This window comes from Streptomyces sp. NPDC058685 (genome assembly GCF_042714725.1).
Lineage (GTDB): Bacteria > Actinomycetota > Actinomycetes > Streptomycetales > Streptomycetaceae > Streptomyces.
In genome coordinates, this window is the sequence record NZ_JBHXSL010000004.1 from 236,563 (window position 1) to 256,817 (window position 20,255).

The window sequence follows — 20,255 nt, forward strand, 5'->3', positions numbered from 1 at the left end:
CTCGAACGCGGCTCGCTACTACGTCGAGGGGCGCGCGGGGCGCGCCGGGCCCCTCTCCCATTCAGCAGTGATGCGGGCGACCTCTACGGGAAGTTGCCTCCGCCGCCGTTCCCGCCGTTCCCCTGGCCGCGGTTGTTGCCGCCACCGATCAGGTCCGGCGGGATCGAGATACCGGGGAAGGGATTGTGTCCACCGTTCCCGTTGCCGCCGCCGTTGCCCTGGCCGCGGTGGTCGCCTGGCTTGCCGTCCCCCGGCTTGCCGGGCTTCTCCGGCGCCTTCGGCGCGTCCGGGATCGGCACCCTGTTGAACGGCGGTGCTTCCTGCCCGTCCAGCGCACCGGTCATCGCGTCCCGCCAGATCGGTCCGGGGACCTGACCGCCGAAGACCTTGCCGTACGTGGTGCCGCCGATGCGGATGTTCTCCATCTTCACCTGCTGGCTGGGGCTGCCGACCCAGACGGCTCCGGAGAGGTTCGGCGTGTAGCCGACGAACCAGGCGTTCCGCCGCTCGTCCGTCGTACCGGTCTTGCCCGCGTTGTCGCGGCTCTGCAGACCGGCCTCCTGGCCCGTACCGGAGTCGATCACACCGCGCAGCAGCTCGTTGATCGTGTCGGCCGTCCGCTCGGTCATCGCCTTCTCGCAGGTGCTCTTGGGCACCTCCAGGCTCTTGTTGTCGGCCGTGCGGATCGACTCGATCGCGGTCGGCGTGCAGTACGTGCCGCGGTTGGCGAAGGTCGCGTACGCGCTCGCCATCACCAGCGGGGAGATACCCGTCGAGCCCAGGGTGAGCGGCGACGGCGACACCGGCAGCTTCGCTCCGTTGCCCTGGACGACACCGAGCTTGTCGGTCATCTCCACGACGGGGCAGAGCCCGATGTCCCCGATCATCTGCACGAAGTAGGTGTTGACCGACTTCGCCATCGCGTCCTTGAGGGCGTACGGGCCGACCTCGGACTCGTTCTCGTTCTCCAGGTTGAAGCCCTGGTTGCGCCACGGCTTGTCGGTGCACGTGGGGATCGAGTCGGGGTACGGCATCTTGTACGGCGCCGGGTACGACTGCGTCGGCGGCTTGCCCTGCTCTATGGCCGCGGCCGCCACGAACGGCTTGAAGGTCGAACCGACCGGGAAGCCGAAGTTCGAGCCGCCCATCTTCTGGTTGACCGAGTAGTTGATCTGCGTCTCGTGCTTGCCGAAGCCGTACGGCCGCGACTGGCCCATCGCGAGGATCTTGCCCGTCCCCGGCTGGACCATCGTCACGGCGGTGGCGACGTCGTCCGTCTGGTAGACGTGGTCCTTGATCGACTCCTGCGTCGACTCCTGGGCGCGCGGGTCCAGGGTCGTCCGGATCGTGAGGCCGCCCTGGTTCCAGACCTTGGCCCGGGCCTCCTTGGTCTTGCCGAAGACCGGGTCGGACAGGAAGACCTCGCGCACGTAGTCACAGAAGAAGCCGGCGCCGCTGACCGCGGTGATGCAGCCGTTCTTCGGCTTGCTGACCTTGAGCTTGACGGGGACGGCCTTCGCCCGGTCCGCCTCGGTCTGCGAGATGTCGTGCACCTCGGCCATGCGCTGGAGCACGGTGTTGCGGCGCTTCGTCGCCTCTTCCGTGTCGTTGACCGGGTCGTAACGGCTGGGGGACTGCACGATGCCCGCGAGCATCGCCGCCTCCTCCAGCTTCAGGTCCTTGGCCTGCTTGGAGAAGTAGCGCTGCGAGGCGGCCTCGATGCCGTATGCCTGCTGACCGAAGAAGGTGATGTTGAGGTAGTTCTCCAGGATCTTCTTCTTGCCGAGCTCTTCCTCGACCTGGATCGCGTACTTCAGTTCCTGGATCTTGCGGCCGATCGTCTGCTGGGTGGCCTGGGCGACCTTGTCGGGGTCGTCACCGGCCTCCTCCACGAAGACGTTCTTCACGTACTGCTGGGTCAGCGTCGAAGCGCCCTGGGCGACCCCGCCGGACTGGGCGTTGCGGTTGAGCGCGCGCAGGACACCCTTGAGGTCGATCGCGCCGTGCTCGTAGAAGCGCGAGTCCTCGATGGCGACGATCGCCTTCTGCATGTATGGCGAGATGTCCTTGAGCGACACGACCGTGCGGTCGCGCGAGTACACCGTGGCGATCTGGCCGCCCTTCGCGTCCAGGATCGTGGTGCGCTGGCTCAGCGGGGGGGTCTTCAGGTTGGCGGGGATCTCGTCGAATCCCTTGACCGTCCCCTTGGCCGCAAGTCCCAGCGCTCCGGCGGCGGGCAGGGCGATACCCGCCAGCACGGCTCCCGCGAGCACACTGACACCGAGGAACTTGGCGGCTTGCTGGGTCCCGGTCAGACCTCCGCCCGAGCGCTTCTTTGGCATGAGGGCAGCCTAATCCGTTGGTACGGGTGTTCCGTAGGAGCGGGGGCTTACGGGGGAGTACGCGTACCAGACCGTGACATCCACCTGAGGGGACCGCGACGAGGGCGGCCTCGACGACGGCATGATCGTCCGGCTCGACCGCTGCCGGCTCGTCACGGCCCGGATCCACGACCGCGCGGTGAGCGCAGGGACCCCGGGGAACGTGAGGGCGCAGCGGCCGGCGCTGCCTACGTTGTCATTCGCCGGACACGCGGACAGGCCTTGGCCTAAGCTGCTCTCAACTGTCACAGCAGTGTGGTCTCGCATCAAGTCCGCCTCGGAATCCCGCAGTTCCGGAATCTGGTAGTCCGTGTCCGATTCCACCTCATGCGTCATTCGGCGCCCGTTGTGACTCCCCTGGAATACCCCGGTTTGCCCAGGATGATCACGTATGCCCCCAGGTCACTCCCCTGGGTGATCTGCCGCGTACGCATAGTCCGTTCGGGCCATTCAAGATTGGGCCCGAAGGGGGTGTTGCGCTGTGCCCACCTTCCGTAACGTCCTCAACTGGCAGCGGTGAATATGCCGCTGCCGCCGTGGGGGAGCCTCGATTCGGGAGAGGACGGCGCCGGCATGGGCTGGGTAACCGACTGGAGTGCGCAGGCAGCCTGCCGCACTACCGATCCGGATGAACTGTTCGTACAAGGGGCAGCGCAGAACAGGGCCAAGGCGGTGTGCACCGGATGTCCGGTGCGGACCGAGTGCCTGGCCGATGCGCTCGACAACCGCGTGGAGTTCGGTGTGTGGGGCGGAATGACCGAACGGGAGCGGCGTGCACTGCTGCGCCGACGACCAACGGTCACGTCCTGGCGCAGACTGCTCGAGACCGCTCGCACCGAGTACGAGCGCAGCGCGGGCATCCTGCCCGTGGGCCTCGACGACGACGAGACGTACGAGACGTACGCGGCGGCGGGATAGACGCGGCAGGACAGCCGCACAGGACGGACGCGGCGGGACAGCCGCTGCTGGATGTGCCGAGGTGGGAGACACCCGCCGCGGAGACAGCCGAGGTGGGACAGCCACCGCGGCGGCGGGACGCCCGCCGCCGCTCACCGAGCTCCGGCCGCACCCCCGGTCGCGAGCCGGTCGCCGATGGCCCGCAGCCCTGCGAGGTCGTGGACATCGCCGGGCAGGGCGGCGACCTGGGTCACCGCCACCTCGGGGTGGAGTGCTGTGAAGCGGTCGCGCGTTCGCTGTTCACGCGCGAGGACCTGCATCCGTTCGGCATGCAGGCGCAGCAGTCCCGCCGTCAGCTGTTCGGTGGTGTGCTCGGTCGAGCCGGTGGTGCCGGTGCGGTCCGCGGATCCGGACTGTTCCGCGGGGTCGGCGCCGGCCGTGGCGCCGGCGCGTTCCGTCGGTTCGGCGTGCTCCGCGGGGTCGCGATTCTCGGGAGAGTGGTCCACGGACGGGGATTCGGGAGAGGCGCCCGTGGCGTCACGAACACCAGTCTTCCCGGACGTCTGATCCACAATGCGACCCTCCTCAAGATTTTCTGCGGCGGCAAGCGCCCGCTCGGCCGACAGCCGGGCGGCTCCGCTCTCGTGGACGCGGTTGAGGACCAGACCGGCCAGCGGCATCTCCTCCGCGGCCAGCCGCTCCACGAAGTACGCGGCCTCCCGCAAGGCGTCCCGCTCGGGTGCCGCCACCACGAGGAAGGCGGTCCCGGGCGCTTGGAGGAGCCGGTAGGTGGCGTCGGCCCGGGTGCGGAAACCGCCGAACATCGTGTCCATCGCGGCCACGAACGTCTGGACGTCCCGCAGCAGCTGACCCCCCAGCAGCTTGCCCAGCGTCCCGGTCATCATCGACATGCCGACATTGAGGAACTTCATCCCCGCGCGGCCGCCCATCTTCGCCGGGGCCATCAGCAGCTTGATGAACTTGCCGTCCAGGAACGATCCGAGCCGCTTCGGCGCGTCGAGGAAGTCGAGCGCGGAGCGGGAGGGCGGGGTGTCGACGACGATGAGGTCCCAGTCCTCGCGAGCGCGCAGCTGGCCCAGCTTCTCCATCGCCATGTACTCCTGCGTACCGGCGAAACCGGCCGACAGGGACTGGTAGAAGGGGTTCTCCAGGATCGCCCGGGCGCGCTCGGAGTCCGCGTGCGCCTCGACGATCTCGTCGAAGGTCCGCTTCATGTCGAGCATCATGGCGTGCAGTTCACCGCCGGCGCTGTCGTCGATGCCCTTCACCCGGCGTGGCACGTTGTCCAGGGAGTCGATGCCCATGGACTGGGCCAGCCTGCGCGCCGGGTCGATGGTGAGGACGACGACCCGCCGGCCGCGCTCCGCCGCGCGTACGCCGAGGGCCGCTGCGGTGGTCGTCTTGCCGACGCCGCCCGAGCCGCAGCACACGATGATGCGGGTGGCCGGATCGTCGATGAGCGGGTCGACTTCGAGAGGCGCCGACGCGTCCAGGGTCATGAGCCGGTCCCTTGCTTCCGCAGTTCCTTCGACAGTCGGTAGAGCCCGGCGAGGTCGACCCCCTCGCTGAGCAGCGGGAGTTCGTACGAGGGCAGCCCCAGGCCGCTCAGCAGGGATCGCTGCTCGCGCTCCAGCTCGACGCGCTGCGCATGGTCGGCCGCCTGATCCAGCAGCGGGGTGACGAGCTTCGTGCCGCCGCTCACACCGGCAGCCGCGAGGGTCCTGGCGATCTCCGCGCGCCGGTCGTCCGCCGCGTGGCGTACCGCTTCCTCGTCGAGGAGGTGCGGGCGCACCATGTTCACGATCACCCTGCCGACGGGGAGCTCGGCGGCGCGCAGCTCGGCGACGCCGTCCGCCGTCTCCTGGACCGGCATCTCCTCGAGCAGGGTCACCAGGTGGACCGCTGTCTCGGGGGACTTCAGCACCCGCATGACGGCCTGGGCCTGATTGTGTATCGGGCCGAACTTCGCCAGACCGGCCACCTCGTCGTTCACATTGAGGAAGCGGGTGATGCGTCCGGTGGGCGGGGCGTCCATCACCACGTAGTCATAGGTGTAGTCACCCTGCTTCGTCCTGCGGCGCACGGCCTCGCAGGCCTTGCCGGTCAGCAGGACGTCCCGTACTCCGGGGGCGATGGTGGTCGCGAAGTCGATCGCGCCGAGCTTCTTGAGGGCGCGGCCGGCGCTGCCGAGTTTGTAGAACATCTGGAGGTAGTCGAGGAGGGCGCGCTCGGCGTCGATGGCCAGGGCGTACACCTCCCCGCCGCCGGATGCGACGGCGATCTTCCGTTCCTCGTACGGAAGCGCCTCCGTCTCGAAGAGTTGCGCGATGCCCTGCCTGCCCTCCACCTCGACGAGGAGGGTCCGCTTTCCCTCCGTCGCGAGGGCGAGCGCGAGGGCGGCGGCGACCGTCGTCTTACCGGTACCGCCCTTGCCGCTGACGACCTGGAGCCTGCTCACGTATTCGAGCCTAACCAGTAAGGCCCCGGGCTACGCACGAGGCCGTGTGCGGGCTGCGTCACGGGGCGGGGGGCCGGTGCGGCTACAGTCGGCCCATGACCAAGTGGGAATACGCGACCGTGCCCCTTCTCGTGCACGCGACCAAGCAGATTCTGGACACCTGGGGCGAGGACGGGTGGGAGCTCGTCCAGGTCGTTCCCGGACCGAACAACCCCGAGCAGCTCGTGGCGTACCTGAAGCGGGAGAAGAGCTCATGACGGGCGTCGTCGAGGCGCGCCTGGCGGAGCTCGGCCTGACGCTCCCGGACGTCGTGCCGCCGCTGGCCGCCTACCAGCCGGCCGTGATCACGGGTGCGTACGTCTACACCGCCGGCCAGCTGCCGATGGTCGAGGGCAAGCTCCCGGTCACCGGCAAGGTGGGCGGTGAGGTCACCCCCGAGGAGGCCAAGCAGCTCGCGCGCACCTGTGCCCTGAACGCCCTGGCGGCCGTCAAGTCCGTCGTCGGCGATCTGGACCGGGTCGCCCGTGTGGTGAAGGTGGTCGGCTTCGTGGCCTCCGCCGCGGACTTCACCGGCCAGCCCGCCGTGCTGAACGGCGCGAGCGAGCTGCTGGGCGAGGTGTTCGGTGACAAGGGCGTGCACGCGCGCAGCGCGGTGGGCGTCGCGGTGCTGCCGCTGGATGCTCCGGTCGAGGTCGAGCTCCAGGTGGAGCTGCTCCAGAGCTGAGGCCACGGAGCTGAGGTCCGGAACCGGCGGGGTGACTGTGCCCCGCGGGTGAGGTCCCAGGCGCTTCATGCTCCGGCTTCACGTCCGGCCCGCCTCCCGTTTCCGTACGCCTCTTCGTCCCGCACGCTTCACGCGTAACGGCGGCCCCCTCCGGGACTGAACCGCCGGTCAGCGCGTATACGGCCCCGCGCCTGCCGATTCGTCGGCGGGCCGGGGCCTGACTCATGCGTGGTAAACGCTTGCACTGCTCTTGACGTGAACGCGTCGACAGGTGTGATCTGTCCACCGTTAGGAATGTTTCCTAACGGTCTGAACGTGGGAGGGATCCGTGGCACCAACCCCCCGCCGCCGCTCGCGCAGGGCGATCGGCGTCCTCGTGGCCGCGGCCACAGCAGCGTTAACCGTGGCCCTGCCGACCCCGAGCACCGCCCAGCCCGTGACAGGCTCCGCGGCGCGGTCAGGGGCCGTCGAGGCCGACCCCGTCCGGTACGAGGCCGAATCCGCGACCATCGCGCAGGGCCTGGCCGAGTCCAACCACGCCGGCCATTCCGGCACCGGCTTCGTCAACTACACCAACGTCGCCGGCGGCTTCGTGGAGTTCACGGTGAACGCCCCCGCCGCCGGGAGCGCCACCCTGGCCCTCGGCTTCGCCAACGGCACCACCGGCAACCGCCCGCTGGAGATCTCCGTCAACGGCGCAGCCCCCACCGGCCTCGCGTTCCAGCCCACCGGCGCCTGGACCACCTGGTCCGCCGTGACCACCACGGTGACCCTGAAGGCGGGCGCCAACACCGTCCGGGCCACGGCCACCGCGCCCGAGGGCGGTCCGAACCTCGACTACATCGACGTCACACCGGCCGACGGCTCCGCCGGCACGGACCACGAGGCGGAGGCCGGGACGATCTCCCAAGGCGCCGTCGAGTCCAACCACGCCGGCCATTCCGGCACCGGCTTCGTCAACTACCAGGCCGTGACGGGTGCGTACGTCGAGTTCACCGTCGCCTCCGCGCAGGCGTCCGCCGCCCGGCTCGACTTCCGTTACGCCAACGGCACCGCGGCCGACCGGCCCCTCGACATCACGGTGAACGGCACCTCGGTCGCCGACCGTCTCGCCTTCCCCGGCACCGGTGCCTGGACCACCTGGGCGACGGCGACCGCCACCGCGAACCTCAAGGCCGGCAGCAACACCGTCCGCGCCAGCACCGCGGCCGGGGACGGGCCCAACCTGGACAAGCTCACCGTCACCGCGAGCGGCCCCGCCGACACCGAGAAGCCCAGTGCCCCCGGCGCTCTGCGCAAGGACAGGGAGCCCACGGCATCCTCCGTCTCGCTCGCCTGGAACGCCTCCACCGACAACGTCGGTGTCGTGGGCTACGACATCTACCAACACGGCCAGCTGATGAAGCAGGTGGACGGGAACACCCTGGCCGCCACTGTGGACGGCCTCGACCCGCAGACCACGTACGACTGGACCGTCTTCGCCCGGGACGCCGCCGCGAACGTCTCGGTCACCAGCAACGCCGTCACGATCGCCACACTGCCCGCACCGCCGGACAGCGAGGCGCCCAGCGTCCCCGGCGGTCTGCGCTCCAGCGGCCGCACCGCGACCAGCGTCGACCTCGCCTGGAACGCCTCCACGGACAATGTGAAGGTCACCGGGTACGAGATCCACCGCGACGGAGCGCTCGCCGGCACCGCCGACTCCACCGCGACCACCGTCGCCGGTCTGGCCGCCGACACCGCGTACCGGTTCAAGGTCAGGGCCTTCGACCTCAAGGGCAACAAGTCCGCGTTCGGTCCCGAGATCACCGTCACCACCGCCGGCACCCAGCCCGGCGGCACCCCCGACCCGGGCGCCGTCTCCACCCTCGCCTCGGGTGTGGACGTGGCCTGGGGCGTGGCGTTCCTGCCGGACGGCGCGGGCATCTTCACCGAGCGCAACACCTTCAACGTCCACCGGCTCACCAAGTCCGGCCAGAAGACCCTGCTCGGCAAGGTCCCCAACTCGCAGACCACGGGTGGCGAGGGCGGCCTGATGGGCGTCGAGGTCAGCCCGACCTTCGCGACCGACCATTTCGTGTACTTCCTGCACACCTCGACCGACGGCAACCGCATCGCGCGCATGAAGCTCGAGAACAACGCGCTCAGCGGTTACACCGTGCTGCTCGACGGCATGGAGGAGAGCCGTTTCCACAACGGCGGCCGGCTGCGCTTCGGTCCCGACGGCAAGCTCTACGCCTCCATGGGCGACGCCCAGAGCAGTAGCCGTGCGCAGGACAAGAACTCGCTCAACGGCAAGATCCTGCGCATCAACCAGGACGGCAGCATCCCCTCGGACAACCCCTTCGGCAACGCCGTCTGGTCGATGGGCCACCGCAACCCGCAGGGCCTCGACTTCGACTCGAAGGGCCGTCTGTGGCAGGCCGAGTTCGGCAACAGCAACATGGACGAGGTCAACCTCATCCAGCGGGGCGGCAACTACGGCTGGCCCAATTGTGAAGGCACCAGCGGCAGTTGCTCCGGCTTCATCGCCCCCAAGAAGACCTGGCCGACCAACCAGGCTTCTCCCAGCGGGCTGACGATCATCAACGACCACGTCTTCGTCGCCACGACCGTCGGGCAGCGCGTCTACCGCCTGCGGATCGACGCCTCGTCCAACCTGGTCGAGCAGAAGACGTACTTCCAGAGCACCTACAACCGGCTGCGCACGGTCGAGGTCGACCACGACGGCGACATCTGGCTCACCACGTCGACCGACAAGGACGGCACCAGCAACAACGACCGGATCCTGCTGATCGACATCGTGTACTCGGGCGGGCCGCAGCCCGGTGAGTTCAAGCCGACCAGCAGCGCGTTCAACGACAACGCCTCCCTTCCGGCCTGGTTCACCTGCGCCGGTGACGGGACGGCGGGCCAGGATCCGTCGCCACCGTCGGCCTGCGGCGCGGGCGCGACCGCGGCCGGAAGCTGCGCGCTCGTGTTCGCGGACGTCGCGAACAGCGGCAACAAGCTGCACTGGGCGATCAAGCACGAGAGCACGGCGAACGTGAAGCTGCGCGGCAACTCGAACGCCCGCACCTAGGTCGTGTCCCAGGGCCTCTCGTTCGGATCCTGCCGGGCTCGCGTGCCCCGGCCCGATCCGAACGGCAGACCCTGGACGCCCCGGACACCGGGCGGACGGGGGGCGAGGGGCGGCCGGTGATCACCGGCCGCCCTCGAACATCCGCGCGCGAACGCATAGCATCCGCCCATGTCCAATGGTCAGTGGTACCCGCCGGAGTGGCCGGACCGCATTCGCGCGCTCGCGAGCGGTGAGCTCACCGTCGTGCCGCCGAAGCGGGCCGCGACCGTCATGCTGCTGCGGGACGGGGCGGACGGCCCTGCCGTGCACATGCTGCGCCGACGCGCCTCCATGGCCTTCGCCGGCGGCGCGTACGCCTATCCGGGTGGCGGCGTCGACGCACGCGACTCCCGGCCGGTCCGCTGGACGGGCCCCTCGCTGGGGGACTGGGCCGCACGGCTCGGTCTCGACGAGGCGTCCGCGCAGGCCGTCGTGTGCGCGGCGGTCAGGGAGACGTACGAGGAGGCGGGCGTGCTGCTCGCGGGCCCCACCCCGGACACCGTCGTCAGCGACACCACCGGCGACGACTGGGAGGCCGACCGGCAGGCGCTTGTCGACCGTGAGCTGTCCTTCGCGGACTTCCTCGACCGGCGCGGCCTGGTGCTGCGCTCCGATCTGCTGGCCGCGTGGGCGCGCTGGATCACCCCGGAGTTCGAGCCGCGCCGCTACGACACCTGGTTCTTCGTGGCCGCCCTGCCCGAGGGCCAGCGGACCCGGAACGCGTCGACGGAGGCGGACCGCACGGTGTGGATCCGGCCCGCCGAGGCCGCCGCGGGCTACGACCGTGGCGAGTTGCTGATGATGCCGCCGACCGTGTCGACCCTGCGCGCGCTGGAGCCGTGCGGCAGCGCCGCCGACGCCCTCGCGGCGGCGCGGCGGCAGGACATGACACCCGTCCTCGCGATGGCCGAGCTGGTGGACGGCGAGCTGGTGCTGAGCTGGCCCGGCCACGGCGAGTTCACCAAGCGCATCGCTCCCGGGGGCCCGCGATGACCGACGCCGCCGCGCTGCCCGGGCAGCCCCGCGGCGGTGTGCTCTCCGGGCCCGCCACCGCACGGGCCGTCAACGTCCTCGCGCCCAACGCCTCCGCGATGACACTCGACGGCACCAACACCTGGATCGTCTCCGAGCCGGACTCCGAGCTCGCGGTCGTCATCGACCCCGGACCGCTCGACGACACCCACCTGAGGCAGGTCGTCGACACCGCGGAGAAGGCCGGCAAGCGCATCGCGCTGACCCTCCTCACCCACGGCCACCCCGACCACGCCGAGGGTGCCGGGCGCTTCGCCGAGCTCACGGGCACGAAGGTCCGTGCGCTCGACCCGGCGCTGCGGCTCGGCGACGAGGGCCTGACACCGGGGAACGTCATCCGCGTCGGCGGTCTGGAGATGCTGGTCGTCGCCGCCCCCGGGCACACAGCGGACTCGCTCTGCTTCCATCTGCCGGCGGACCAGGCCGTCCTGACCGGGGACACGGTCCTCGGGCGGGGCACCACGGTGGTGGCCCACCCCGACGGACGGCTCGGCGACTATCTCGACTCGCTGCGCCGGCTGCGGTCCCTGACGGTCGACGACGGGGTGCACACCGTCCTGCCGGGCCACGGCCCGGTGCTGGAGGACGCCCAGGGGGTGGTCGAGTTCTATCTCGCCCACCGCGCCAACCGGCTCGCCCAGGTGGAGACGGCGGTCGAGAACGGCCACCGCACCCCCGCCGAGGTGGTGGCGCAGGTGTACGCGGACGTCGACCGGTCCCTGTGGCCGGCCGCCGAGCTGTCGGTACGCGCGCAGCTGGAGTACCTGCGCGAACACGGCCTGATCTGACGGTCCGGGGCACTCGCGCCCTGAACGGAAACCCCTGAACCGAAACCCTTGTACGGAAACCCCTGAACGGAAACCGCCGACGTGCCCCCTGGCGTCGGAGGCGTTGACCTGTGTCTTACGCTCCGCTTACTTCTGACATTCGTTCCTGGGGGGAACCGACGTGTTCGTGCTCTTCGTGCTGCTCGTCATCGCTGCGGCCGTCCTGTTCTTCGTCGGCCGCAGCCAGGGCCGCACCGGGCTCAGGCTCGGCGCGCTGGGTGCGCTGCTGGCCGGCCTGTTCGCCGGCACAGCGAGCTGTGTGCACATCGTCAGCGCCTACGAGGTGGGTGTCCCGGTCACCTTCGGCAAGGTCGGTGCGCCGATGACACCGGGACTGAACATCACCTCGCCTTTCACCAACGTCACCACCTTCTCGACCCGTCCCGTCGACCTCAACCTCTCCGACAAGGACGTCGTCGAGGTGCGGTCCTCGCAGGGCGGTGTGATGTACGTGGAGCTGACCGTGAAGTGGGCGGTCACCCCGGCCAAGGCCGTAGAGCTGTACCGGCTGGCCGGCAGCGAGGACGCCATCCAGCAGCGGCTGGTCTTCCCGGACAGCCGGGAGATCATCCGCAATGTCTTCGCCCGGCACACCAGCGAGGAGGGCTACACCTCGGCCCGCGAGCAGATCAACACCGAGATCGGTGACCTGATCAAGGAGCGGCTTGCCCCGCGGGGCATCGACGTCACCACGGTCAATCTGCGCAATGTGAAGCCGTCCGACCGGCTTCAGGACCAGATCGACCGCAAGATCCAGCAGCAGCAGGCCACCGAGCGCGCGACCGAGGCGGCCCGTACGGCGAAGGCGGAGGCAGAGCGGCGCAGGATCGAGGCCGAGGGCATCGCCCGGGCGAACAAGATTCTCAACAACTCGCTCAGCGACAAGGTCCTGATGAACCAGTGCATCGACGCGTTCAAGGACGCGGCGGCCAAGCACCCGGTCTACGCCGTGCCGTGCGGCGGAGGGACGGGCAACCCGCTGATCGTGGACGGCACGAAGAACTGACGACGGCGGGGCGGATGTACGGGTCCGCCCCGCGTCCTCCTGGGCGGGCGGCGGACGCGGAGCCCCTGTTCGCCGGGGGGGCGACGTACGCGAACGGCCGCCGCCCTGCGTACGCGGAGCCGGTGAACCGCCGCGTGCGCGGGATCGACATACGCGAAGGGCCGCCCCCGCACGTGCGGAGGCGGCCCTTCGGCTGCTGTGTGGCTGTACCGCGTATCCGCCGGCGTCAGCGAGAGCGCTTGGCGAGCCGCTCCACGTCCAGCAGGATCACCGCGCGGGCCTCGAGCCGCAGCCAGCCGCGCTGCGCGAAGTCGGCCAGGGCCTTGTTCACCGTCTCGCGGGAGGCGCCGACCAGCTGGGCCAGCTCTTCCTGGGTCAGGTCGTGGACGACGTGGATGCCCTCCTCCGACTGCACACCGAAGCGGCGCGACAGATCGAGGAGCGCGCGGGCCACGCGGCCCGGCACGTCGGAGAAGACGAGGTCGGACATCTGGTCGTTGGTCTTGCGCAGCCGGCGGGCCACGGCGCGCAGCAGCGCGGTGGCCACCTCGGGCCGGGCGTTCAGCCAGGGCTGGAGATCGCCGTGGCCGAGGCCGAGAAGCTTCACCTCGGTCAGCGCGCTGGCGGTCGCGGTGCGCGGTCCCGGGTCGAACAGCGACAGTTCGCCGATGAGCTCGCCCGGGCCGAGGACGGCGAGCATGTTCTCGCGGCCGTCGGGGGATGTGCGGTGGAGCTTGACCTTCCCCTCGGTGACCACGTAGAGGCGGTCGCCGGGGTCGCCCTCGTGGAAAAGGGCGTCGCTCCGTGCGAGCGTCACCTCACTCATCGAGGCGCGGAGCTCCGCGGCCTGCTCGTCATCGAGCGCCGCGAAGAGCGGGGCGCGCCGCAGAACGTCGTCCACGAGTTCTCTCCTTGTCGACCTGCTCAGGGACCGTGGCCCCCATGATGCCGGACCGCACTCCGCCTACCCGGGGGACACCCGCGTACGACGGCGTCGTCGCGACCGGCCCCTGGCAAGTAAATATTCGTGCGATCAGTCACAACAAGTTTGACGCACTGGAGCGTCTGTTCGTGCGGCAGGGGCCCGATTGGGTCTGATTACCGGGGAGCGGGGCGGATGTCAGTGGTGGCCCGTAGGCTGGCCGGGTGTCCAATTCGCCGGTGAGAGCGCAGGCCAAGGGGGCTTGAAGAGTGTCCGGAAAGCAAAATTCCGCTGTGGGCGAACAGTCGCCGAGCGGCACCCGGAAAGCCGTAAAGCCACCCAAACCGGAATCACGGCTGGCGATGGTCCGCCGCGCGCGCCGGATCAACCGGGAGCTCGCCGACGTCTATCCGTACGCCCATCCGGAGCTGGACTTCCGCAATCCTTTCGAACTGCTGGTCGCCACCGTCCTCTCCGCGCAGACGACGGACCTGAGGGTGAACCAGACGACGCCCGCGCTCTTCGCGAAGTACCCGACCCCCGAGGACATCGCGGCCGCCGAGCCGGAGGCGCTGGAGGAGATCCTCCGCCCCACCGGCTTCTTCCGGGCCAAGACCAAGGCTCTGATGGGCCTGTCCGTCGCGCTCCGGGACAACTTCGGCGGAGAGGTCCCCGGCAACCTCAAGGATCTCGTCAGCCTTCCCGGCGTCGGCCGCAAGACCGCGTTCGTGGTCCTCGGCAATGCGTTCGGTGTCCCCGGCATCACCGTCGACACCCACTTCGGCCGGCTCGTGCGGCGCTGGAAGTGGACCGAGCAGGAGGACCCCGAGAAGGTCGAGGCGGAGATCGCCGAGATCTTCCCGAAGTCCGAGTGGACGATGCTCTCGCACCGGGTGATCTTCCACGGCCGCCGTATCTGCCACTCCCGCAAGCCGGCCTGCGGCGCCTGCCCGATCGCCCATCTGTGCCCGTCGTACGGGGAGGGCGAGACCGACCCGGAGAAGGCGAAGAAGCTTCTGAAGTACGAGATGGGCGGTCAGCCCGGCCAGCGGCTGAGTCCGCCGCCCGACTATCCGGGTAGGCCGGCCCCGCCGCTGGGGGCGAGCGGGTGACGCCACCGCCCGTCCGCTGCGCCGGGCAACCGGCGGAACGATCCGAGCGTCCCGGGGCGTTGTGACCGAGGGGGTGCGACGGATGCGCGCAGGAGAAGATACGTACGACAGGACCCGGGGCCAGGACGTGTACGAGAGCGGTGTGTCCGGCGGCGATGTGACCGTCACCAGCGACGGCCTGCCGGAGTGGCTGGACCCCGTCGTGCGCGCCGCCGAAACGGTCCGGCCCGAGCAGCTCAGCAGCTTTCTGCCGCCCGAGAGCGGGAGCGGGCGGCAGTCCGCCGTCCTCATCCTCTTCGGCGAGGGCCCGGCGGGCCCCGAGCTGCTGCTGATGGAGCGGGCGGGCAGCCTGCGCTCGCATGCGGGACAGCCCTCCTTCCCGGGCGGTGCCCTGGACGCGGCGGACGGTGATCCGGCGACCACCGGCCCGCTGTGGGCGGCCCTGCGCGAGGCCGAGGAGGAGACCGGTCTCGATCCGTCAGGTGTCCAGATCTTCGGCGTGCTGCCGAGGCTCTACATCCCGGTGAGCAGTTTCGTCGTCACACCCGTACTGGGCTGGTGGCGCACCCCGAGTCCCGTCGGCGCGGTCGATCCCGCGGAGACGGCCCGGGTCTTCACCGTGCCCGTGGCGGATCTCACGGACCCGGCGAACCGCGTGACGACGATGCACCCCAGCGGGCACCGAGGTCCGGCATTTCTGGTCGAAGGGGCCCTGGTCTGGGGTTTCACGGCCGGCGTGATCGACCGCATCCTGCACTTCGCCGGCTGGGAACGACCGTGGGACCGCGGCAAGCAGGTCCCTCTGGACTGGCGCTCATGACAGGCTGACCCTGGGACATCAGTGCCGGGGCGGACCACCCGGCGACGAAATTGCGAGGCTTGCGAGGCTAATGACGGTGAACGTGCTCGACATCTTGTTGCTGGTCGCCGCCGTATGGTTCGCAATCGTCGGGTATCGCCAGGGCTTCGTCGTCGGCATCCTGTCCGTGATCGGCTTCCTCGGCGGCGGACTCGTGGCGGTGTATCTGCTGCCCGTGATCTGGGGGGAGCTGACGAACGACTCCGAGGTGTCCACCACCGCCGCGATCGTCGCGATCATCATCGTGATCGTCTGCGCCTCGGTCGGTCAGGCCTTCACCACCCACCTCGGCAACAAGCTGCGCCGGTACATCACCTGGTCGCCCGCCCGGGCCCTGGACGCCACCGGCGGCGCGCTGGTCAACGTGGTCGCGATGCTGCTGGTCGCCTGGCTGATCGGCTCCGCGCTCGCCGGGACCTCCCTGCCCACGCTCGGCAAGGAAGTCCGGAGCTCCAAGGTGCTGCTCGGCGTGTCCCGAGTGATGCCGACCCAGGCATCCACCTGGTTCACGGACTTCTCCTCCGTCCTCGCGCAGAACGGCTTCCCGCAGGTCTTCAGCCCGTTCGCCAACGAGCCCATCACCGAGGTCCGTCCGCCGGACCCGGCCCTCGCGGGCAGCCCGGTCGCCGCGCGCTCCCAGCAGTCCATCGTCAAGGTCGTCGGGACGGCGCAGAGCTGCGGCAAGGTGCTCGAAGGCACGGGCTTCGTCTTCGGGCAGCGGCGGGTCATGACCAACGCGCACGTCGTCGGCGGCGTGGACGAGCCGACCGTGCAGATAGGCGGCGAGGGCCGGCTCTACGACGCGCGCGTCGTGCTCTACGACTGGGAGCGCGACATCGCGGTCCTGGACGTGCCCGATCTGAAGGCCAAGCCACTGCAGTTCGCCGACGCCGACGCGCGCAGCGGCGACAGCGCGATCGTCGCAGGCTTCCCCGAGAACGGTGCGTACGACGTCCGCTCGGCCCGCGTCCGCGGCCGGATCAACGCCAACGGCCCCGACATCTACCGGCGCGGCACGGTGCACCGCGATGTGTACTCGCTGTTCACCACCGTCCGCCAGGGCAACTCGGGCGGACCGCTGCTCACGCCCGAGGGCAAGGTGTCCGGTGTCATCTTCGCCAGGTCGCTGGACGACCCGAACACCGGATACGCCCTGACCGTGGACGAGATCGCCCCGGACATCAGGGCCGGTCTGGCCGCCAACCAGCAGGTCGACAGCCAGAACTGCGCGCTGTAGCGGCGAGCGGTGTGGCTGCGAGCTGCCCGCATCCGGGGCGGCGGGGCGCTGTGGCGCTGCGGCGGCGGGGCGCAGGCGCCTGTAGCCGCGAACGTGCCGACAGAGCCATGTCGACAGAGCAGTGTCGGCAGAGCAGTGTCGGCAGAGCAATGCCGGCGGAGCGGTGTTGGTGGAGCGGTGTCGGTGGAGCCGGCGTCAGCCGCGGGTATGCCGCAGCCGGGCGGACATCCAGCGTGCGCGGCGCCGGAGGATGCGGGGAATCCCGATCCCTTGTACCGCGTGATCATGGCCCTGAGCTTGCAGGCCACCCCTGTCATGAATGTTCGGCCCATTGGCCGAGCGACGGTTGCGTGCTGCGTCACCGTAGTCGTGCGTCCAGCCCATACCGGGACGTCTGCCCGTGCCCCATGGTCGGTAACCGTGTCAGGAGCGGCCAATTGGCCTATGCGCCAGGCATTTGGCTGTTCGTCAGACAAGCGTTCCGACGAGTGCGAGGCCGAGCGCGGGCGGACTACCGGTCGGGCTCGGGGTCCTTCAGCCAGTTGATGAGTTCGGAGGAGAAGGCCACGGGGTCCTCCTCGTGAGGAAAGTGGCCGAGGCCGTCGAACAGCCGCCAGCGGTACGGGGCTTCGACGTACTGACCCGAGCCCGCCGCACTGCGTGTGCGCATCACCGGGTCCAGGGAGCCGTGCAGGTGCAGGGTAGGAACCCGGACCGGCCGCTTCATCCGGCGGTTGAACTGGATCCCGTCGGGCCGTGCGAGCGACCGCACCATCCACCGGTACGGCTCGACCGCGCAGTGCGCCGTCGACGGAATGCTCATCGCCCGGCGGTACACGTCGAGCGTGTCCGCGTCGGGAGGCTGCGGGCCGGACCACTCCTGGATCAGCTTGCCCACCAGAGCCGCGTCGTCCGCGACGAGCTGACGCTCCGGCAGCCACGGCCGCTGGAAGCCCCAGACGTAGGACCCGGCCCGGCTCTGCGAGAAGTCGGACAGCATCGCCGAACGCCACCGGCGGGGATGGGGCATCGAGGAGACGACGAGCCTGCGCACCAGCTTCGGCCGCATCACCGCGGCGGTCCACGCGAGGTACCCGCCGAGATCGTGTCCGACCAGTGCCGCGTCCGGCTCACCGAGGGAGCGCACCACCCCGGTGATGTCGAGCGCGAGGTTCGCGGGGTCGTAGCCCCGCGGCGTGCGGTCGCTGCCTCCCACGCCCCGAAGATCCATGGCCACCGCCCGGTACCCCGCGTCCGCGAGGGCCGTCATCTGGTGCCGCCACGTCCACCAGAACTGCGGAAAGCCGTGGAGGAACATCACCAGCGGCCCGTCGCCGACCTCGGCGATGTGGAAGCGCGCACCATTGGCTGCCACGTCGCGATGGGTCCAGGGACCGTCGATGCGTACGGGGCTGCCCGTACCGGTGTCAGGGGCCGTCATGCAGACGAGCGTCCCATACCCGCGTACGGCACGTTCGCCATGCCCTCCCCGGGAGCGGCGCCCGCGACGGCCCGCTCCGCCGCGAGACCCGTTCTGAGCGGTCCCGCGGCGGCCCGGATCAGGCGGAGATCTGGTCCTGCGACACGCGCGGATGCGGCTTGACGCTCTGGAGTACGGCCGCCGTCTGCTTGGCCGAGGCGATCGACCTCTCCGGCGGCTTGACCTTCTTGAACTTGGTGACGGCCAGGAGCGCCAGGATTCCCGCGAGCAGCAGGAACGCTCCGCCCACGATCAGGAAGCACCAGGCAAGGCCGAGCCCCCAGTTGTGGATCCCGTAGGCGGCCGCGAAGCTGAAGACCGGCAGCGAGAAGAGCGCGAAGACGCCCGCCACGCTGATGGCCGCGCCGCCGACCGCACCTCGCTTGACGTCCTGCCTCAGTTCCGCCTTGGCCAGGGCGATCTCGTCGTGCACCAGCGCGGACATCTCGGCGGTCGCCGAGGCGACCAGCTGGCCGAGACTGCGCTCGGCACTGCTGCCGGGGTCGCTCATCGCTGCTCCCTCTCTCCTGTGGTCCGACACAGATCATGCCGGACTGTCGCCGTCGCCGCGCGACACCCCCGCCGCTTCGGCGCGACGACGGTGTTCGGCGGCCTTCTTCTCGTAGATCTCGGCCATGCGCAAGTGGTAGGCCGGATTGTCCTGTTCGTAGATGTCGGGGATGCCGTCCTGATCCTCGTCACGCTCCTCCTCGTCGTACAGGGCGCGGTATGTGCGTACCCGCAGTTTGAGCAGTACTCCTGCCAGGATGGCGGCGATCACGGAGCCGACCAGGACCGCGGCCTTCACCTCGTCGGCGAGCACCGGGTCGTCGGCGAAGGCGAGTTCACCGATCAGCAGCGAGACGGTGAAGCCGATTCCGGCGAGGGCGGACACCGCGAAGACGTCCGGCCAGGCGAGGTCGTCGTTGAGTTCGGCCCGGGTGAAGCGGGCGGCGAGCCAGGTGCCGCCGAAGATGCCGAGCGCCTTGCCGACCACCAGTCCGAGCACGACACCGAGGGTCTCGGGCCGGGTGAAGACCTCGGTGAGTGAGCCGCCGGAGACGGACACGCCCGCAGCGAACAACGCGAACAGCGGCACGGCGAGTCCTGCCGACAGCGGGCGCACGAGGTGCTCGATGTGCTCGCCGGGGGACTGCTCCTCCCCTTCGCGCCGGGTGCAGCGGAGCATCAGGCCCATGGCCACACCGGCGATGGTGGCGTGGACTCCGCTGTTGTACATCAGCCCCCAGATGACCAGGGCCAGCGGTACGTACACGTACCAGCCCCGTACGCCCGTCCTCAGCAGCAGCCAGAAGACGGCCAGTCCCAGCACCGCGCCGCCGAGCGCGGCGAAGTCGAGATCGCTGGTGAAGAAGATCGCGATGATGAGGATGGCGAACAGGTCGTCGACGACGGCGAGCGTCAGCAGGAAGGCGCGCAGCGCGGAGGGCAGTGCGGTGCCGATGACCGCGAGGACGGCGAGCGCGAAGGCGATGTCGGTGGCGGTGGGGACCGCCCAGCCGTCGGTGGATCCGCCGGTGGACGTGGTGACGATCAGATACACGGCGGCGGGAGCGGCCATTCCGCACAGCGCGGCGATGACGGGGAGGGCGGCGGCGCGGGGATCGCGCAGTTCCCCGGCCACGAGTTCCCGCTTGAGCTCGATGCCGGCGACGAAGAAGAAGATCGCGAGAAGTCCGTCGGCGGCCCAGTGCTGGACGGAGAGGTCGAGGCCGAGCGAGGCGGGGCCCAGATGGAAGTCCCGTACGGCTTCGTAGCTGTCGCCGAGAGGTGTGTTGGCCCAGATCAGGGCGGCGACGGCGGCGGCCAGGAGCAGCACGCCGCCGACGGTCTCGGCTCGCAGTGCGTCCGCCACATAGGTGCGCTCGGGCAGGGGGAGCAGACCGAGGAACTTGCGGGAGCGGGGCGCGGACACGTGGGGGGACCTCCGGTCGGGCGGGCAGGACTCATCACTTGCCGACCAGACTTCCCGGCGCACCTGGGTCTTTCTTGTCGCGTCGTTGACGCGTCCTTCACCTTACCCGTATGGCCCCGGGGCTCTATCCGGTGAAGTGCACCTTAAGCGCAGAACGGGCACCCGGCGCGTTGTCGCCGGGTGCCCGTCGTGGTGCGGTCCGCGCCGCATTGGAGCGTGGCGCGGTGGTGTCATGCGGTGGG

18 protein-coding genes are annotated in these 20,255 nt (G+C 69.9%); 10 read left to right on the plus strand and 8 right to left on the minus strand.

Annotated elements, in window-relative coordinates; genetic code table 11:
* Positions 1-83: 83 nt before the first annotated feature.
* On the minus strand, positions 84-2,342 hold the full coding sequence (locus ACFWU3_RS05655) for a transglycosylase domain-containing protein (protein WP_384431586.1): 2,259 nt from the start codon (positions 2,340-2,342) through the stop codon (positions 84-86).
* Positions 2,343-2,954: 612 nt separating this feature from the next.
* Here ACFWU3_RS05655 and ACFWU3_RS05660 point away from each other — a divergent pair.
* Positions 2,955-3,299: a WhiB family transcriptional regulator gene (locus tag ACFWU3_RS05660; protein ID WP_327681873.1), complete on the plus strand. Its 345-nt coding sequence runs from the start codon at positions 2,955-2,957 to the stop codon at positions 3,297-3,299.
* 131 nt (positions 3,300-3,430) lie between these two features.
* Here the strand turns inward: ACFWU3_RS05660 and ACFWU3_RS05665 are convergent, their stop codons facing one another.
* On the minus strand, positions 3,431-4,798 hold the full coding sequence (locus tag ACFWU3_RS05665) for an ArsA family ATPase (protein ID WP_384431589.1): 1,368 nt from the start codon (positions 4,796-4,798) through the stop codon (positions 3,431-3,433).
* Positions 4,795-5,757: an ArsA family ATPase gene (locus tag ACFWU3_RS05670; RefSeq protein WP_384431592.1), complete on the minus strand. Its 963-nt coding sequence runs from the start codon at positions 5,755-5,757 to the stop codon at positions 4,795-4,797. Before ACFWU3_RS05670 ends, ACFWU3_RS05665 begins: the two co-directional genes overlap by 4 nt.
* A 95-nt stretch (positions 5,758-5,852) precedes the next feature.
* Between ACFWU3_RS05670 and ACFWU3_RS05675 the strand changes: the two genes are divergently transcribed.
* From ACFWU3_RS05675 to ACFWU3_RS05700, 6 genes are all read left to right on the plus strand, one after another.
* A complete protein-coding gene (locus ACFWU3_RS05675) occupies positions 5,853-6,014 on the plus strand; it encodes a DUF4177 domain-containing protein (protein ID WP_005314434.1) in 162 nt (53 codons plus the stop codon).
* The gene (locus ACFWU3_RS05680) at positions 6,011-6,481 is read left to right on the plus strand and encodes a RidA family protein (RefSeq protein WP_340474409.1); all 471 of its coding nucleotides are present in this window, start codon (positions 6,011-6,013) and stop codon (positions 6,479-6,481) included. The genes ACFWU3_RS05675 and ACFWU3_RS05680 overlap by 4 nt, the downstream gene beginning before the upstream one ends.
* A gap of 328 nt (positions 6,482-6,809) precedes the next feature.
* Positions 6,810-9,563, plus strand: a complete 2,754-nt coding sequence (locus ACFWU3_RS05685; RefSeq protein WP_384431595.1) for a PQQ-dependent sugar dehydrogenase — start codon at positions 6,810-6,812, stop codon at positions 9,561-9,563.
* Between the two features lie 168 nt (positions 9,564-9,731).
* Positions 9,732-10,595, plus strand: a complete 864-nt coding sequence (locus ACFWU3_RS05690; protein WP_384431598.1) for an NUDIX hydrolase — start codon at positions 9,732-9,734, stop codon at positions 10,593-10,595.
* Positions 10,592-11,422 (plus strand): MBL fold metallo-hydrolase, encoded by an 831-nt coding sequence (locus ACFWU3_RS05695; protein ID WP_384431601.1) that lies wholly within the window; start codon positions 10,592-10,594, stop codon positions 11,420-11,422. Before ACFWU3_RS05690 ends, ACFWU3_RS05695 begins: the two co-directional genes overlap by 4 nt.
* Positions 11,423-11,582: 160 nt before the next feature.
* Positions 11,583-12,467, plus strand: coding sequence for a prohibitin family protein (locus ACFWU3_RS05700; RefSeq protein WP_384431604.1), 885 nt, complete (start codon positions 11,583-11,585; stop codon positions 12,465-12,467).
* Positions 12,468-12,693: 226 nt separating this feature from the next.
* On the opposite strand, the gene ACFWU3_RS05705 is transcribed toward ACFWU3_RS05700, so the two are convergent.
* A complete protein-coding gene (locus ACFWU3_RS05705; protein ID WP_384431607.1) occupies positions 12,694-13,368 on the minus strand; it encodes a Crp/Fnr family transcriptional regulator in 675 nt (224 codons plus the stop codon).
* Between the two features lie 314 nt (positions 13,369-13,682).
* Here ACFWU3_RS05705 and nth point away from each other — a divergent pair, with 314 nt between their 5' ends.
* From nth to ACFWU3_RS05720, 3 genes are all read left to right on the plus strand, one after another.
* Positions 13,683-14,501, plus strand: coding sequence for an endonuclease III (gene nth, locus ACFWU3_RS05710; RefSeq protein WP_384431610.1), 819 nt, complete (start codon positions 13,683-13,685; stop codon positions 14,499-14,501).
* An 82-nt stretch (positions 14,502-14,583) separates the two neighbouring features.
* The gene (locus ACFWU3_RS05715; protein WP_384431613.1) at positions 14,584-15,321 is read left to right on the plus strand and encodes an NUDIX hydrolase; all 738 of its coding nucleotides are present in this window, start codon (positions 14,584-14,586) and stop codon (positions 15,319-15,321) included.
* A gap of 76 nt (positions 15,322-15,397) precedes the next feature.
* Positions 15,398-16,597: a MarP family serine protease gene (locus ACFWU3_RS05720; RefSeq protein WP_384431616.1), complete on the plus strand. Its 1,200-nt coding sequence runs from the start codon at positions 15,398-15,400 to the stop codon at positions 16,595-16,597.
* A 195-nt stretch (positions 16,598-16,792) separates the two neighbouring features.
* Here the strand turns inward: ACFWU3_RS05720 and ACFWU3_RS05725 are convergent, their stop codons facing one another.
* The 4 genes from ACFWU3_RS05725 to nhaA form a co-directional block, all read right to left on the minus strand.
* A complete protein-coding gene (locus tag ACFWU3_RS05725; protein ID WP_313945014.1) occupies positions 16,793-16,981 on the minus strand; it encodes a hypothetical protein in 189 nt (62 codons plus the stop codon).
* A 127-nt stretch (positions 16,982-17,108) separates the two neighbouring features.
* On the minus strand, positions 17,109-18,038 hold the full coding sequence (locus tag ACFWU3_RS05730; protein ID WP_384431620.1) for an alpha/beta fold hydrolase: 930 nt from the start codon (positions 18,036-18,038) through the stop codon (positions 17,109-17,111).
* A gap of 118 nt (positions 18,039-18,156) precedes the next feature.
* The gene (locus ACFWU3_RS05735) at positions 18,157-18,588 is read right to left on the minus strand and encodes a phage holin family protein (protein ID WP_313945012.1); all 432 of its coding nucleotides are present in this window, start codon (positions 18,586-18,588) and stop codon (positions 18,157-18,159) included.
* Between the two features lie 33 nt (positions 18,589-18,621).
* Positions 18,622-20,013 carry a Na+/H+ antiporter NhaA gene (gene nhaA / locus ACFWU3_RS05740; RefSeq protein WP_384431623.1) on the minus strand — a complete coding sequence of 464 codons (1,392 nt, stop codon included), beginning with the start codon at positions 20,011-20,013 and terminating at the stop codon, positions 18,622-18,624.
* Between the last annotated feature and the right edge of the window lie 242 nt (positions 20,014-20,255).